A 16,534-nucleotide genomic window follows, 5' to 3' on the forward strand; every position below is an offset into this window, starting at 1 on the left:
TTGCCTGAGCCTGGCTTTGCCGGGGCGCAGTGCCTGGCCAGGCTAGGCCAGCGGGCGTTGCAACTGGCGCTCGAGGATGGCCAGCGGCGACTTGTCGGGGGCGGCCATGGCGCGCACGGGCAGCAGCCAGGTTTGCTCCAGCGCATGCTGTCCCCGCAGGGCCGCGTGCGATACGGCGTCGCTGAAGATGATCCACGTCTGGCCCGGCGCGAAGGCATGCGTGTGCTGTTCCACCTGCGCCTGGTAGGCCAGGTCGGCCTTCATGGCGTCGTGCAGCTGCAGCATGTAGTGATCGTAGGCTGTGCGCCGCGACTTGGTGACGTGCAGCCACTGCAGCAGGGCCGCCAGCACGGGTTGCGGACGCTGCGCGACGGGTAAAAAATGCTGCGCCACCTGCTCGAAGGGCGGGCCCAGTTTCCACACGCGGGGCGCGTCGCGCGGATGGATGTTGGTGAAGACGCGCAGGATGCGCCGGCCCTGCGTGGGCGAGGAGGGGAAACTGTCGATATGCAGGCGCGTATCGTCCTTGCGCCAGGACGTTACCCTGCCGGCGATTTCCACGGGGCGAAAGCTGCCCTTGCCTTGCTGCAGATGCGCCTGGTAGCTGGGCAGCAAGCCGGCCAGCAAGCTGCGCGTGTGCCGCGCATAACGCTGCATCAGCGCCGCCAGCAGGGCCGCATCGCAGGCGTCGCCCTGGCCGCGCACGCCGCGTACCGGTTCCCAGCTGATGTTCTTGGCGCCGCTGGCGTTACCCGCCGCGCCGTTCAGCAGCCCATGCTCTTCCGGGTGCAGCGAGAATCCCAGGCGGGGCAGCAGCAGTACTTGCCCGTCTTCGAGGGCTTGCAGCGCCGCCGCCTGCTGCGTGGCGCTGCCGCTGGCGTCCCATTGATCCAGGGAAATATCGATGAGTTTGCTCATGGCATAAACGGAAAGACCTCCGAGTGGCCAGTATGGGGGATTACCGCCCGCTCGCGTTTGCGCTGGCGCAGCTTCAGCTCACAGTTTGCTGTTCTGGCAGCCGGCGCTCACGCATTCGCGCACGCGGTCCTGCAAAAATTGCGCGCGTTCGATGGTGGTCTGGGTGGCGCAATCGAGGTTCACATAGAAGCCCGAGGATTCGCGTTTCGAACAGTTCTGGTTGCGTGCGCTGATCCACGCCAGCTGGCCCGCTTTCAGCTTTTGCTTGCCGCCGGCGTCGAGCTGTGCTGCGAGTTTCTTGTAGTTGGCGTTGAGTTCCTTGTCCGCTTCCTGGTACACCTTGTTGAGGCAATACAGGCCGTCGAAGTCGTTGCGCGGCGTGTCGCAGGCCGAGTTGGCGAAGGCGGAAGCGGAGGCGCAGAGCAGCAGGGCGAGCAGGCATTTTTTCATGGAGTGCTTTCAGGAAGTGGTGTGGCGGGATAGGCGAGCCAAGCAGCGCTCTTGCGTATCGTACAACATTTTTCATCGAGGCCGCAGACGCTTGCCAGCCCGCCCGCCGGCACCGTGCCGTCAGTATGCCAGGCGGCCCGGCACGCTCACTTCGATCTGCGTGCCGGCGCCGGGGCGGCTGTCGATGCGCAGGCTGGCATCGATGGCGGCGGCGCGCTCGCGCATGCCGACCAGGCCCCAGTGGCCGGGCCGCTGGCCCGTTTGCGCCACGGCGTCATCGAGGCCGCAGCCGTCGTCGCGCACGCGCAGGGTGAAGGCCTGCTCCGCATAGTCGAGTTCCAGCACGATGTTTGCCGCCTCGGCATAGCGCGAGGCGTTGAACAGCGCTTCGCGCGCGATGGCGTAGATTTCGTCATGCACGCGCGGTTGCAGGCGCCGGCAGATGCCGCTGACATGCACCGTGAAGGCGTGCGCGCGGTGTTCGGCCAGGCCTTTGCCGAATTGCTGCAGCGCCAGCCGCAGTTCGTCGGGTTCGGCCGAGGCGCGCAAGTCCATGATCTGGTCGCGGCCTTCGATCAGCAACTGGTCGGCCAGGTTGAGCGTGCCATCGAGGCGCGCCCGTTCGCGCGTGCCCTTGGGCAGCATGTCCGCATGCGCATGGAACGACAGGATCAGGCCCTGCACGCTTTGCAGCAGGGTGTCGTGCAGCGAACGGGCGATGCGCGAGCGTTCGGCCAGGCGCTCCTGCAAGCGTTCCTGCAGCCGTTCCTGCATATTGCGCGTCAGGTGGCGGATGCGCAGCACATAGCCGCCATACAGCAGCAGCGCGGCGCCCAGCGCCAGCAGCAGCACGAACCATGGCGTTTGCACGAAGGCGGGCGCGATGACGATGTCGAGCCCTGTCCCCTGCGTGTTCCACACGCCGTCTTCGTTGGCGGCCGTGACGTCGAAGCGGTAGCTGCTGGGCGCCAGGTTGGTGTAGTACGCTTCGCGGCGCCCCACCGCCTCCTGCCAGCCGGCGTCCACGCCCGCCAGCCGGTAGCGCAGGCGCACGCGTTCCGGCATCGACAGGCTCAGGGCCGTGAAGCCGATCTGCAGGTTCCGGCTGCCCTGCGGCAGGTGCAGCGGCTTGCCGTCGTCCAGCGTGTAACGCACGCCATCGGCCAGCAAGCTGTGGATTTGCACGGGCGGCGGCAGGCGATTGCGGCGGATATGCAGCGGGTCGAGCATGGCGATGGTGGCCGAGGTGGAGAACCACAGCTTGCCATCGGGCGCATGGATCAGCGACGGCACGGGGCGCAGCTGCGAGGCATGGCCCTGCAAGCCGTCGAGCGCGTCGAAGCGTTCCGAGACGACGGCGCTGCCGTCGCGCATCCACGCGACCAGGCTGGCGGCGGCGATATGCTCGATGCCGTCCGCGCCATGCAGCCACAGGTCGCCGTCCGGCAGGCGCACGATGCCCGACACGCCGCGAAACGCCGCGCCTTGCGCACCGCGCAAGGTGTGGAAGCGGCCGGCGCGGTACAGGGCCACGCCGTTTTCGCCGCCGGCCCACATCATGTCGCCATCGCGGTACAGCTGCAGCACCGTGCCCACCTGCAGGCCCTCGGGTGCGCCGAGCCGCCTGACGGCGCCCGCGCGCTGGCCATCGGCCACCAGGCTGACTGTATTGTCGGCATGGCCGAGCCAGACGGTGCCGGCGCCATCGATCGCCATGGCCGTGGTCAGCACCGCCGGCAGGCCGGACAGGCCGCCATTGGCGATCCATTCCCCTTCGCTCAGGCGAAACAGGCCGCCGCCGGAAAACGAGGCCCACAGGGCGCCGGAGCGGTCTTGCTGCAGCGCCTGCGGATCGAGTCCCAGTACGGGCGGCACCACGCGCGTCATGGCGCCGTTGCGCGCGCGGTGGTGCAGTTCCTGCTCGTTGCCCAGCCACAGCGTGCCGTCGGGCGCCCAGTGGCTGGCCGCCAGCGCTCCTTTCAATTCCACCTTTTTCACCCCGTCGGCGGTAAAGCTGCGCACGTCGCCCACATAGTCGCCGATCCACACGTCGCCATCGGGTCCCGGCAGCATGCCGGGATGGTCGAAGGGCACGGCGACGGGCAGGGTCTGCAGGCGGTTCGGCCGCAGCCGGTCCAGGCCCGTCGACGTGCCGAACCACAGATTGCCTTCGCGGTCCTGGAACGACGATTGCGGCAGCGGGCCGCTGATGCCGTTCTGGCGCGTCAGGCGCTGGGCCGGCAGGCTGGGGCCGGAAGGGTTGAACTTGCGCTCAAGGCCATCGGGCTGCATCAGCCACATGGTGCCGGCGCGGTCGAAGCGGATGCCGTTGCCCGTGGCGTCGGGACGGATGGGCGCATCGCCGTGCGGCGCGCTGGTGCGCACGCGGTAGTAATTGCTCTGGTTGTCGACGGCCCAGATGGCGCCATCGGGTGCTTCATCCATACTGGTGAGCATGGTGCGCGGCCAGGCATGGGAAAAGCGCGTCTGGCCCGGCTTGCGGAAGAACACGCCATGCATGGTCCCCATCCACTGCGTGCCATCGCGCCCGAACAGGATCTGGTACACGCGCTTGTCGGGCAGGCCCACGTTGGCGGCTTGCGCTTCGAAGCGGTCCGCGCCCGGCGCCAGGCGCGCCGCGCCATCGCGCGTGCCGACCCAGATGCTGCCGTCGGGCGCTGCCTCGATGTGAAATACGGCGCCCGTGGGCAAGCCATCGGCTTCGCCATAGGTGCGCGCGCCACCCTGGCGAAAGACGGTGACGCCGCCCAGGCGGTAGCCGACCCACACGGCGCCATCCGGCGGCGTGGCCAGGCCCAGCACATTGCTCGACGGCAGACGGTAGCCGTACACGCTGTCGACGCGGTCGAAGCGCACGCCATCGTAGCGGTACAAGCCGGTGGCCGTGGCGATCCACAGCCAGCCATCCTGGCCCTGGGCGAATTTCAGTACGTCGACGGGCGCGCCTTGCAGGGCGCCCCAGGCATTATGCGTGTAGTCGGACAGCAGGGGAGAGGGGGAGGCCGCGTATGCGTGCAGGTGCAGCGCCAGCAGGGGCAAAATCGACAGGCGGCGCAGCAGGCGAGCGGACATCGGGGCAGGGTGGGGTGGCGGGATGCTGATTGTAGCGCAGCGCCTTGCCGTGCTGCGGACAAAAAAAAGCCTGCGCGGGGTGGCGCAGGCTTCTTTTCGCCCTACGTTGACAAGAATCGCTTACGCGAAGTTCTTGGCAACGAAGTCCCAGTTGACCAGGCCCCAGAACGTTTCCACGTACTTGGCGCGCAGGTTGCGGTAGTCGATGTAGTAGGCGTGTTCCCACACGTCGCAGGTCAGCAGCGGCTTGTCGCCGGTGGTCAGCGGGCAGCCGGCGTTCGAGGTGTTGACGATGTCGACGGAGCCGTCGGCTTTTTGCACCAGCCAGGTCCAGCCCGAACCGAAGTTGCCCACGCACGACTTGGTGAATTCTTCCTTGAACTTGTCGAACGACGACCATTTGGCGTTGATCGCGTCAGCCACGGCACCCGCAGGCGCGCCGCCGCCGGCCGGCTTCATGCCGTTCCAGTAGAAGGTGTGGTTCCATACTTGCGCTGCATTGTTGAAGATGCCGCCCGACGATTTCTTGATGATGTCTTCCAGCGACAGGTTCTCGAACTCGGTACCCTTGATCAGGTTGTTCAAGTTGGTGACATACGCCTGGTGATGCTTGGCATAGTGGTATTCCAGGGTTTCTTTCGAAATATGCGGCGCCAGAGCGTCCATTTCATACGGCAGTGGTGGCAGAGTATGTTCCATGTGATGTCCCTTTGTGGTGAGTGTTCGGAGTCTTCCAGCCTGCGGCCGGAGGGTTGAGCCAAGCTTGCTTGAAGCAGGCATTCTTGCTGAACGAGCCACTATTGTAAAGCGGATGCGCCATTGCTGCAGATTCCGGCACGCGTCACGAATGCCGTTTGCGTAGTGATTCTCGTTCAGCCTAAATCGGGCGGAAAAGTTCCCAGCCGCAAGCCTCAGCGGATGCGTCGGGTGGTTTCCCTGACGATCAGTTCCAAAGGCGGAATGGCCGCTTGCACGGCTTCGCCATTGATCAGCCCCAGCAGCGCTTCGGTGGCGATGCGGCCGATGTCGTACAGGGGCTGGTGGATGGTGGTCAGCGGCGGCGTCGTGTAGGACGAGCCGGGCAAGTCATCGAAGCCGACGAGCGAGATATCGTCGGGCACGCGGATCCCCTTGCGGTAGAGGCACAGGCGCACGCCGTAGGCGGACAGGTCGTTGGCGGCGAAGACGGCGCTGAATTGCTGCTGCGTATCGAACAAATGGTTCATGGCCAGCATCCCGCTTGCTTCGTGGAAATCACCTTCCACCATCAGCTTCGGGTCGATGGGTATGTCCGCTTCGCGCAGCGCGCGCTGGTAGCCCGTCAGGCGTTCGGCCGCATCCGTGTTGTTGGCGGGGCCGGCCACGAAGGCGATGCGCCGGTGGCCCAGTTCCACCAGGTGGCGCACGGCCAGGTATGCGCCGTATTCATTGTCGAGCTTGAAGCCGATGGCGCTTTTCGTGGCGAGCAGGCGGCCCGTCGAGACGATGGGCCGCTGCTGCGAGAAATCAAGCACGCTCTCGTCCGAGATGCGCCCCGACAGCAAAATGATGCCGTCAACCTTTCTTGCCAGCAGCAGGCGGATGCGATCCGCCTCTTCCTGCGCATTCCAGTGCCCGCTGACGATGACGGAGGCATAGCCCGTGTCCTTCAAGCCATCGTCCACGCCGCGCAGGCTTTCGTCGAAGAAGGGACTGGAAATATCCTGCACCACGATGCCGATGGTCATCGAACGGCCTTTCTTCAAGCCCTGCGCCATCTGGTTGGGCGCGAATTTCATCTGCGCAATCGCCGCCAGCACGGCGTCGCGCTTGTCGTCGGAGACCCTGGCCGTGCCGTTCAGGATGCGCGAGACGGTGCTGGGCGACACGCCGGCCTGGCGGGCCACGTCGAGCAGGGTGGAAGGGGGAGCAGCGTGGGCGCTATCGTTCAAGGTGATTCCTGGGTATCAAGATGGCTGGTTTTCAGTGCTCTGAAAACCTTTTCATCGAAAGATTACCATAAATGGCCATATCTGATAGCGCAGCGGGTCGGGCGCAGCGCAGCTTGGCCCGCAGGGCGCAAGCCGACAGATTCTGGGCCGTGCACGTCGGATGATGCCGGCGCACCTGGGCGGGCCTGCTGATAGTACATTGCTTGAAAACGTTTTCACAAAAAACAACAGCGGCCGAGACAACCCGTATTTTCGCCTCTGTCATAGGGGAACAGGCGCCGCGGCATGCCGCTTGCCACGCTTCCCTCAATAAAAATGACAACTTTTTCGGTTGACTTGATTTTCTTTGCGGTGTTAAATGGACACATGTTGTGAAAACGTTTTCAAGATAGAAGACGCTCAATAATCGGAGATGAAATAATGAAGTCATGCATCCTTGGCGCCGCACCGCTGGCAGCGCTGACCCTGGCCTGTGGCGTGGCCGCCGCGCCCGCAGTCGTCCCGCCGGCGGCGCCGTTGCCCACGCTGGCCCCCGCCACGATCACCGTCGCCTCGTTCCCCGACCTGGATCGCGCCGTCAAGACGGCCTTGCCCCTGTGGGAAAAACTGTACCCGCAAGTGAAGGTCAAGCTGGTCAGCCTGCAGATCGACGACCACCATAACTCGATGACGACGGCGCTGGCGGCCGGTGCGCGCCTGCCCGACGTGATGGCCATCGACTTCCGCTATGTCGGCAGCTTCGCCGAATCGAAGGGCATGGAAGACCTCTTGCAGCAGCCTTACGGGGCAGGGCAGTACCGCGCCCAGTTCGTGCCGTTCACCTTCGTGCAAGCCACCAGTTCGCGCGGCACCCTGGGCGCCATGCCGGCCGACCTGGGACCGGGCACCTTGTTCTACCGCAAGGACCTGATGGACAAGGCGGGCATCAAGGAAGCCGACCTGACGCAATCGTGGGAATCCTACATCGCCGCCGGCAAGAAGCTCAAGGCCGCCACCGGCACCTACCTGCTGGCCGGCGCCAGCGACCTGGCCGACATCGTCATCCGCGCCAATTTGAAAGATGGCGAAGGCATTTACTTTGGCGACAAGGGCCAGGTGCTGGTCGATTCGCCCCGCTTCGTGAAGGCGTTCGAGCTGGCCAAGGCGGCGCGGGTAGCCGGCATCGATGCGCGCACCGTGGCCTGGACTGGCGAGTGGGCCGAAGGTTTCAAACGCGACAAGGTGGCCAGCCAGATGATGGGTTCCTGGCTCAGCGGCCACCTGGCCAAGTGGCTGGCGCCCGATTCGAAAGGCCAGTGGCGCGCGGCGAACCTGCCGGCCGGTGCGCTGGCGTCGTACGGCGGCTCCTTCTACGGCATCCCGAAAAAGGCGGCGAATAAAACCCAAGCCTGGGAATTCATCAAGTTCATGACCGTCAACAAGGATATCCAGCTGCATTCGCTGAAAGAGATCGGTGCCTTCCCGGCCCTGAAGGCAGCCTATGCGGACCCCATGATGGACGAGCCGCAGCCGTACTTCGGCGGCCAGAAGACGCGCTTGCTGGCGCGCGACACGGCGGCGAAGATCCCCGTCATCCGCGTCGACAAGTTCGACGCCGTGGCGCGCGACATCGTCAACATGGAACTGGAAAGCGTGCTGGCGCAAAACAAGGATATCAAGACGGCGCTGGCCGACGCCAAGGCCCTGATCACCCACCGCGCGCGGCGCTAGGAGCAGCATGACTACCTCCATGCCTTGTACCGACGGCGCGCCCGCTGCTGCTGCAGCGCGGCCCGCCAGGAAACGCTTCAACATGAAGAAGTGGGCGCCGTACATCTTCATCAGCCCCTTCTTCATCCTGTTCGCCGTCTTCAGCCTGTTCCCGCTGCTGTTTTCCATCTATTTGTCGTTCAACCAGTGGGAAGCGGCCAGCGGCGTGGAAGCCATGCAGTGGGTGGGGCTGGATAACTACAAGTACGCCTTGAGCGACCCGTGGTTCTTGCGCTCGCTGGGCAATACGGTGTGGCTGGCGCTGGCTTCGGGCGTGCCGCAGCACCTGGTGGCCATTCCGCTGGCGGCCTTCATCCACAACAGCTTCAAGCGCTCGCGCAACCTGGTGATCGGCATTTATTTTTTACCGTTCATCACCTCCAGCGTGGCCATCGCCATGGTGTTCAACACCCTGTTTTCGCGCGACTATGGGCAGATCAATGTATTGATCGGATGGTGCGCCAGCCTGCCGCTGGTCGGTGGCTTGTTCCCTGCGGAGTCGATCGACTGGCTGGGCAGCTCGCCGTTCATCAAGCCGGCCGTCGCCTTCGTCATTTTCTGGCGCTACCTGGGCTGGAACCTGGTGCTGTACCTGTCCGCGCTGCAGGTGATTCCGAAGGATTTGTATGAAGCGGCCACCATCGACGGCGCCTCGAAACGCCAGCAATTCTGGTACATCACCCTGCCGCAGCTGCGCCCCATGATCTACCTGGCCGTCACCTTGACCATCATGGGTAATCTGCAGCTGTTCGAGGAACCGTTCGTGCTGGTGGCCGAATCGAGCGGCGTGAGCCAGTCCGTGATGACGACGGCCATCTTCGTCTACAAGACGGCGTTTTCCTCGGGCGACTTCGGCACGGCGTCGGCCATTTCCTGGCTGCTGTTCCTCATCATCGCCAGCACCACCTGGGTCAACAACCGCATCTTCAGCCGCAATGAACGCAAGGAGGTCCGATGAAAACCACCCGCTGGACGGCCTACGCCATGGTGGCCACCGGCGCCCTGATCATGGTCGCGCCGTTCTACTTCATGTTCGTCTTCGCCACGCACACGAGCGCCGAGATCTACAGCCTGCCGCCGCCACGCTGGTTCGGCACGGCCCTGCTCAACAACCTGGAATTGCTGCAGGAGCGCCTGCCGTTCTGGCGCAATATCGGCATCAGCCTGTACGTGGCCCTGATGACCACAGCGCTGACTTTGTTCTTTTGCTCGCTGGGCGGCTATGCCTTCGCCATGTACGAATTCCGCTTCAAGCGGCCCCTGTTTACGCTGGTGATGGCGTCGATGATCATCCCGTCCTTCATGAACATGATTCCCACCTTCATGCTGATGGATTTCCTCGGATGGCTGGACCAGCCGCGCGCCCTGTACGTGCCGGGAGCGGCCGGCGCGCTGGGGATTTTCCTCATGCGCCAGTACATCGGCACGGCCATCCCGAAGGACCTGATCGAGGCGGCGCGCATCGACGGCTGCGGCGAATTCGCCATCTACTGGCGCGTCGTGCTGCCGCTGATCGGCCCCGCCATGGGGACCCTGGGCTTGATCACCTTCATCAACTCGTGGAACAATTTCATCACGCCGCTGGTCGTCATGCGTTCGGTCGAGAACTACACGATCCCGCTGGCCCTGCGCAGCATGCAGGCGCCGAACAACACGGAGTGGGGCGCGCTGATGACGGGCGCCGCCATTGCCGTGCTGCCGCTGCTGCTGATGTTCTTTGTCGCCTCGAAGCGCCTGATCGAGGGCCTGACCCAGGGCGCCGTCAAAGGCTAGCACTCTCTTTTAATCCACTCACACTGACATGACCACCATGCATAACGACGACATTGATATCAACTTTCCCGCCACTTTCACCTGGGGCGTGGCCACCAGCGCCTACCAGATCGAGGGCGCCGCCACCATCGACGGCCGCGGCCCATCCATCTGGGATACCTTCAGCCACACGGATGGCAAGATCATCGACGGCAGCAATGGCGACGTGGCCTGCGACCACTATCACCGCTATGCCGAGGACGTGGAGCTGATCGCCAACCTGGGCGTGAACGCCTACCGCTTTTCCATGTCCTGGTCGCGGGTGCAGCCCACGGGTTCCGGCGCCTGGAACGAGGCAGGCTTCGACTTCTATGCGCGCCTGCTCGACGCCCTGGCCGCCAAGGGCCTCGATGCCCACCTGACCCTGTACCACTGGGACTTGCCGCAAGCCTTGCAGGACGAGGGCGGCTGGCTCAATCGCGCCACCTGCTACCACTTCGCCGCCTATGCGGCCGAGGTGGCGCGCCGCTTCGGCCACAAGGTCGCCAGCATCGCCACCCATAACGAACCGTGGTGCACGGCCGTGCTGGGCCACGGCACGGGCCAGTTCGCGCCCGGCATGGCCGATCCGGCCGCCGCCGTGCAGGTGTCGCACCATCTGCTGCTGTCGCACGGCCTGGCCATGCAAGCCATGCGCGCCGTCAATCCGCCTGCGAAACTGGGCATCGTGCTCAATCAGTGGACGGCCACGCCGGCCACCGACAGCGCCCAGGACCGCGAACTGGCCGAACTGGAATATGCGCGATCGGTGCAGTGGTATATGGACGCCATCTTCAAGGGCCGCTACCCGGCCCTGGCCCTGAAACACGCCGACGCTTCCGCTTTGTCCATCTTTGAAAACGATTTCATAGATATCAAGCAGCCCATCGATTTCCTTGGCGTGAACTACTACACTCGCGCTTTCATGAGCGCCGAGACGCCGCCGCGCAAGCCCGAATGCAAGCTTGGCGTCAACGACATGGGCTGGGAAACCTATCCGCAAGGCTTGACGGAACTGCTCGTGGGCCTGCACCGCGAATACCGGCTGCCGCCCGTCTACATCACGGAAAACGGCATGGCCGTCGCCGACAAGCCCGTCGACGGCAATATCCACGATGAGGCGCGCATCGAATACGTGCGGCTGCACCTGGACGCCTTGCGCGCCGTGATCGCGCAGGGCATCGACGTGCGCGGCTATTTCTACTGGAGCCTGATGGACAACTTCGAGTGGAATTCGGGCTACGCCAAGCGTTTCGGCATGTTGTACGTCGATTACGCCACGCAGCAGCGCAGCTTCAAGGACAGCGCCCTGTGGTACCGCGACTTCATCGCCGCGCAGCGCGCCGCGCATGCCGACGCACCGGTCCTGGCAGGGGAGCACTGACATGGCCGCCATCTCCCTGCGCGGCATCCGCAAGACCTACGGCGACGGCCCGGAAATCGTCAAGGGCCTGGACCTCGATATCCATGACGGCGAATTCATGGTCTTCGTCGGACCGTCCGGCTGCGGCAAGTCGACCCTGCTGCGCATGATCGCGGGACTGGAAGACATCAGCGCGGGCCAGCTGCGCATCGGCGACTTGCTGGCCAATGACGTGGCACCGGCAGAGCGGGGCATCGCCATGGTCTTCCAGAGCTACGCCTTGTATCCGCACATGACGGCGCGCGACAACATGGGCTTTGCCCTCAAATTGGCGGGCAAGGGGGAAGCCGAGGTGCGCGCGGCGGTCGGCAAGGTGGCCGAGATTTTGCAGATTACGCATCTGCTCGACCGCAAACCCAAGGCCTTGTCCGGCGGCGAGCGCCAGCGCGTGGCCATCGGCCGCTCCATCGTGCGCCAGCCCAAGGTGTTCCTGTTCGACGAGCCGCTGTCGAACCTCGATGCCTCGCTGCGCGTGCAGACGCGCATCGAACTGGCCAAGCTGCACCAGGAACTGGGCACCACGATGATCTACGTCACGCACGACCAGGTCGAAGCCATGACCCTCGGTGACCGCGTGGCGGTCTTCCACGGCGGCCACCTGGAGCAGGTGGGTGCGCCCCTGGAGCTGTACCGCCATCCGGCCAGCCAGTTCGTGGCCGGCTTCATCGGCGCCCTGCGCATGAACTTTTTGCCGTGCGCCGCCGTTCCCGCGCTGGCCAGCCAGCTCGGTGGCGAGGTGGGCATGCTGGTCGGCGTACGCCCCGAACACCTGCGGCTGGTGCCGCGCAATGAAGGCTACGGCGCCACGGTCACCCTGATCGAGCAGCTGGGCGATGCGCAAATCATCCACGCCACGCTGGACGACCGCATCGGTGGCGGCCCGCATGCGGTGGCCATCAAGCTGCATGGCGAGGCGCGCCACGCGCTGGCGCAGGGCAGCGCCATCGGCTTCGCGCCGGAAGAAGGCCATGCCTTTCTATTCGACACGGCCGGGCGCGCCGTGGCTACCCATTGACCCCGCACGGAGGCGACATGACTTCAGATTGACACCCAAAAAATGTGCAGCAGTAGCCAAAGAGCTATGTGATCATCATTCAACCAGCGGTACAGGAGACAACAACAATGCAACAGCTCAAACGCAATACCATCGCCCTCAGTCTGGCGCATGCGACCTTCGCCCAGTTCATCTTGCTGGGCAGCGGCGCCGCCATGGCACAGGAAGTGGCCAGCACTGCGGCAGCCACCGATGCGGCAAAACCGGCCGCCGAGCAGATGGACCGCATCGTCGTCACGGCCACGCGCCGCAATACCTTCGTGCAGGAGACGCCGCTGGCCGTCACCGCCTTCAACCAGGACACCCTGCAAAACAACCAGGTCAAGGACCTGGCGTCGCTGGCCACCATGGTGCCCAGCCTCGTCGTCGAGCAGCATGGCGACTCCGGCGGCGTGCACGTCTACATGCGCGGCGTCGGCTCGGCCAACCACACGGAGCTGGGCGACCCGGCCGTCGCCTTCTATGTCGACGGCGTGTATTCGCCGCGTCCGCAGGGCGCCACGGCGCTGATGTATGACCTCTCCCACGTGGAGGTGGCGCGCGGACCGCAGGGCACCCTGAACGGCCGCAATTCGACGGCCGGCGCCGTCAATCTCGTGTCGGCTGCGCCGAGCACGGCCAAGTTCATGGGCTCGGCCGGCATCACCGTGGGCGACAAGCGCCATCTGCAGACGCAGGGCATGCTCAATATCCCGTTTTCCGACGACGTGGCGCTGCGCATCGCCGCCATCAAGGATAGCCATGACGGCACGGTGGACTTCCGCCGCGGCTCGAACGTCATGCCGGGCACGGCCAAGTATGGCGCCGGCGACCAGATGGGCGTGCGCGCCTCCCTGCTGTGGAAGTTCACGCCGCAACTGCGCGGCACGTTCATCGCCGATTACTTCCTCGACCAGGGCGCCGGCAACGTCTACCTGGCGGCCGAGCCGAAAGCGGGAGAGAAGCTGCGTTCGGCCCTGATCGACACGCCGGGCACCCTGGACCAGTCGATCCTGACCTACAAGGGCAAGCTCAATTACAAGCCGACCGATGCGCTCGACTTCACTTACCTGGGCAGCTGGAGCCGCTACAAGCGCCAGAACAGCAACGATTCCGATGCGGGCCTGTTCCCCGGCTTCAAGTCGGAAAACCGTACCGACTGGGCGCAGTTCGACAGCTATTCGCACGAGCTGCAGGCGCGCTCGGACGACGATGCGCCGTTCCAGTGGGTGGCGGGCCTGTTCCTGTTCAATGAAAAGAACAAGGTGCGCTTCGATATCGACCGCAGCCAGATTTCGCAGGCGGCCGTGCAGCAGGATATCGCCAACGGCGCCGTGATTTTCGTGCAGCCCACCGTGGGCCAGTATGCCTCGGCCATGTCCTTCATCCAGGGCGACCGCCAGCTCAAATCGAAAGCCGTATTCGGCCAGGTCAGTCAGCAAGTGACGGACCAGATCAAGCTGACGGCCGGCGCGCGCTATACGAAAGACCATAAATTCGATATCGGCGGCAAGAACTGGGCTTGCCCGAACTGGCCCGCCAACACGCCGCTGGGCACCACCGTCCTTACTGCCGACCAGCTGCGCCAGCTGGTCACGCCCGGTTCGGGCCTGGCCAACACGCACAATATCGGCCCCGGCGGCGCCATCACGGCCGCCAGCTGCGGCAATACGCCGGGAGACAACACGGCGGACCTGAAGTATGGCCAGGCCACCTGGCTGGGCCGCATCGAGTACAAGCTGCGCCCGGATATCCTGCTGTTCGGCTCCGTGACGACGGGCTTTCACTCGCCGGCCATCGGCGACGGCGGCGCCACCACCAAGCCGGAAAAGCTGACCAGCTATGAAATCGGCTTCAAGTCGGACTTGCTGAACCGCGAACTGACCCTGAATCTTGACGCCTTCCTGATGAAGTACAAGGACAAGCTCGAGTCGCAGGTGGTCAACAGCGTGCTGGCCAACTTCAATGCGGCCGGCGCCACCGTCAAGGGCCTGGAAGCGGAATGGGTCTGGCGGCCAACGAAGGTCGACCGCCTGACGGGCAACGCTACCTGGCTGAAAGCCGTATATGACGATTTTATGTCGTGCGACGTCGATGCGGCGCGCGCGAATGGCCAGTCCTGCGGTTCGACGGCGCCATTGGTGAGCGTGGGCGGCAGCACCATGAAGCATGCGCCGAAGTTTTCCACGACCGTCCAGTACGAGCATGATTTCAATGTCGCCGGCGGCCAGCTCACGCCGCGCGCCTCGGTGCACTACGAAACCATGTCGTATGTCGGTGCGGGCGCGTTCAACGGCGACGTGCCGGGCCATGCCGGCGTCAAGCGCCAGGAAGCGTATACGACGCTGGACCTGAGCCTGCGCTTCCAGCCGGCGAACAAGGCCTATACGGTGGAAGCGTTCGTGCAGAATGCCACCGACAAGGCCGTCAAGCTGGACGTCAATGAAATCTGCACGGACGTGGGCATGCCATGCCAGCCCACGCAGCAGATTTACGGCGCCTTCTACAACGCGCCGCGCACCTTTGGCGCGCGCGTGTCGATGAAGTTCTGATGGCGTAGGGGGAAAGAGCAGTCGCAGTAGCAGTCCACTCAGTAGGGAAGGTGTTGGGCCGGGGGTCTTCCCCGGCCTTTTTTATTCCAGGGTCGCCTGCACGCTGGCGATGCCGATCTGCGCGCTGCCTTCGGCCAGGCGCACGTTGACGTTCTGGCGTGCCTGCAACTGCGCCGGCGAGCGCACGATCGCGCCTTTTTCATCGCGCAGGATGGCGTATCCCCGTTCCAGGGTGCGCTGGGGATTGAGCAGTTCCAGCTGCGCCGCCAGGCCGTCGAGGCGGTGGCGGCGCTGCGTCAGTTGCTGCGCCATGGCCGCGCCGCCGCGCCGCTGCATTTCCACCAGGCGCGCGCGCGGCGCCGCGACGTCGGGCCGCAAGGCCGCCCAGCGCGCACGCAGGCGTTCCAGTACGTACTGCGACTGGTTCACGGGCGCGCGCGCCGCATGCGTCATGGCCGTCGACAGGGCCAGCAGCTGCAAACGCTGCTGCCGCAGCTGCGCCTTCGGGTTGAGCAGGCGGCGGCTGTGGCGGTCCAGGGTCTGCGCCGCATCGTCGAGGCTGCGGCGCATGGCGCGGCGCAGGTCCGCCGCATCGGCGCGCAGGGACGCCATCCAGTCGGCGCGCGGCGTGGCCGCCAGTTCGGCCGCCGCCGTCGGCGTGGCCGCGCGCAGGTCGGCCGCGAAGTCGGCGATGGTGAAATCCGTCTCGTGGCCCACGCCGCTGATCACGGGCATGGAGCAATCGGCGATCGCGTATGCCACGGCTTCATCGTTGAACGACCACAGATCCTCGATGCTGCCGCCGCCGCGGCATACCAGCAGCACGTCGCACTCGGCCCTGGTTGATGCCGTGCGGATGGCGTGCGCGATTTTTTCCGGCGCCTGCTGGCCCTGCACTGGCGTGGGGTAGAGGATGATGTTGACGTGCGGCGCGCGGCGCTTGAGCGCGATCAAGACGTCGCGCAAGGCGGCCGCCTGCGGGCTGGTGACGATGCCGATGCTGCGCGCGAACATGGGAATGGCGCGCTTGCGCTCCTGGTCGAACAGCCCTTGCGCGGCCAGCTTTTCCTTCAGGCGCTGAAACGCTTCATACAGGGCGCCCACGCCGGCGCGGCGGATGGCTTCCACGTTGATCTGGTAATCGCCGCGCGCGCCGTACAGGGTGACGAGGGCACGCACTTCGACCTTGTCGCCTTCGCGCGGCGTGAAGCCGGCGTACTGGGCGCGGCCGCGGAACATCACGGCGCGCACCTGGGCGCCATCGTCCTTCAGGGTGAAATACCAGTGGCCGGAAGCGGCGCGCGTGAAGTTGGAAATCTCGCCGGCGATCCAGGTCAGGGGAAACGAGCGCTCGAGCAGGCGCGCGACGGCCTGGTTCAGGGCGCTGACGGTCAGCACGGGCGGGGCGGCAAAGCCGCTGTCAGTCGGGGTGTCGGTCATCATCAAGCTGGGGGAGGTGAGGGAACTGTCCACATATTATCGGCGAGGTCATGCTTATGTCATATATCGTGCAAAACAACAAGTTCTATTTCTAAGTATTTGATTTCATGATGAATTCCCATATGCCTGATTTGCGTGCACAGGGAAAAAAACC

General features: G+C 64.8%; 12 protein-coding genes. 6 read left to right on the forward strand and 6 right to left on the reverse strand.

Annotated features, from left to right (window positions below; genetic code table 11):
* Positions 1-42 precede the first annotated feature (42 nt).
* From O3300_RS25335 to O3300_RS25355, 5 genes are all read right to left on the reverse strand, one after another.
* Positions 43-918 carry a Kdo hydroxylase family protein gene (locus O3300_RS25335; protein ID WP_305054450.1) on the reverse strand — a complete coding sequence of 292 codons (876 nt, stop codon included), beginning with the start codon at positions 916-918 and terminating at the stop codon, positions 43-45.
* 78 nt (positions 919-996) lie between these two features.
* Complete coding sequence (locus O3300_RS25340; protein ID WP_305054451.1) at positions 997-1,368, reverse strand: lysozyme inhibitor LprI family protein; 372 nt, start codon at positions 1,366-1,368, stop codon at positions 997-999.
* A gap of 120 nt (positions 1,369-1,488) precedes the next feature.
* Positions 1,489-4,461 carry a sensor histidine kinase gene (locus tag O3300_RS25345; protein ID WP_305054452.1) on the reverse strand — a complete coding sequence of 991 codons (2,973 nt, stop codon included), beginning with the start codon at positions 4,459-4,461 and terminating at the stop codon, positions 1,489-1,491.
* A 120-nt stretch (positions 4,462-4,581) separates the two neighbouring features.
* The gene (locus tag O3300_RS25350) at positions 4,582-5,160 is read right to left on the reverse strand and encodes a superoxide dismutase (RefSeq protein ID WP_099665109.1); all 579 of its coding nucleotides are present in this window, start codon (positions 5,158-5,160) and stop codon (positions 4,582-4,584) included.
* Between the two features lie 212 nt (positions 5,161-5,372).
* On the reverse strand, positions 5,373-6,392 hold the full coding sequence (locus tag O3300_RS25355; RefSeq protein ID WP_099665108.1) for a LacI family DNA-binding transcriptional regulator: 1,020 nt from the start codon (positions 6,390-6,392) through the stop codon (positions 5,373-5,375).
* Positions 6,393-6,812: 420 nt separating this feature from the next.
* Between O3300_RS25355 and O3300_RS25360 the strand changes: the two genes are divergently transcribed.
* The 6 genes from O3300_RS25360 to O3300_RS25385 all read left to right on the forward strand — a co-directional run bounded on the left by O3300_RS25360 (position 6,813) and on the right by O3300_RS25385 (position 14,940).
* Positions 6,813-8,102: an extracellular solute-binding protein gene (locus O3300_RS25360; protein ID WP_305054453.1), complete on the forward strand. Its 1,290-nt coding sequence runs from the start codon at positions 6,813-6,815 to the stop codon at positions 8,100-8,102.
* 7 nt (positions 8,103-8,109) lie between these two features.
* On the forward strand, positions 8,110-9,099 hold the full coding sequence (locus tag O3300_RS25365; RefSeq protein ID WP_305054454.1) for a carbohydrate ABC transporter permease: 990 nt from the start codon (positions 8,110-8,112) through the stop codon (positions 9,097-9,099).
* The gene (locus O3300_RS25370) at positions 9,096-9,914 is read left to right on the forward strand and encodes a carbohydrate ABC transporter permease (protein WP_305054455.1); all 819 of its coding nucleotides are present in this window, start codon (positions 9,096-9,098) and stop codon (positions 9,912-9,914) included. Before O3300_RS25365 ends, O3300_RS25370 begins: the two co-directional genes overlap by 4 nt.
* Positions 9,915-9,942: 28 nt before the next feature.
* Entirely contained in the window at positions 9,943-11,316 is a 1,374-nt protein-coding gene (locus O3300_RS25375; RefSeq protein ID WP_305054456.1) for a GH1 family beta-glucosidase, read from the forward strand.
* Position 11,317: 1 nt separating this feature from the next.
* Positions 11,318-12,370, forward strand: a complete 1,053-nt coding sequence (locus O3300_RS25380) for an ABC transporter ATP-binding protein (protein ID WP_305054457.1) — start codon at positions 11,318-11,320, stop codon at positions 12,368-12,370.
* A gap of 107 nt (positions 12,371-12,477) precedes the next feature.
* Positions 12,478-14,940 (forward strand): TonB-dependent receptor, encoded by a 2,463-nt coding sequence (locus O3300_RS25385; protein ID WP_305054458.1) that lies wholly within the window; start codon positions 12,478-12,480, stop codon positions 14,938-14,940.
* Positions 14,941-15,021: 81 nt separating this feature from the next.
* Here O3300_RS25385 and xseA read toward each other — a convergent pair whose 3' ends face one another.
* Positions 15,022-16,383, reverse strand: coding sequence for an exodeoxyribonuclease VII large subunit (gene xseA / locus O3300_RS25390; protein WP_305054459.1), 1,362 nt, complete (start codon positions 16,381-16,383; stop codon positions 15,022-15,024).
* Positions 16,384-16,534 lie beyond the last annotated feature (151 nt).

Source organism: Janthinobacterium sp. SUN206 (assembly GCF_030587305.1).
GTDB lineage: Bacteria > Pseudomonadota > Gammaproteobacteria > Burkholderiales > Burkholderiaceae_D > Janthinobacterium > Janthinobacterium kumbetense.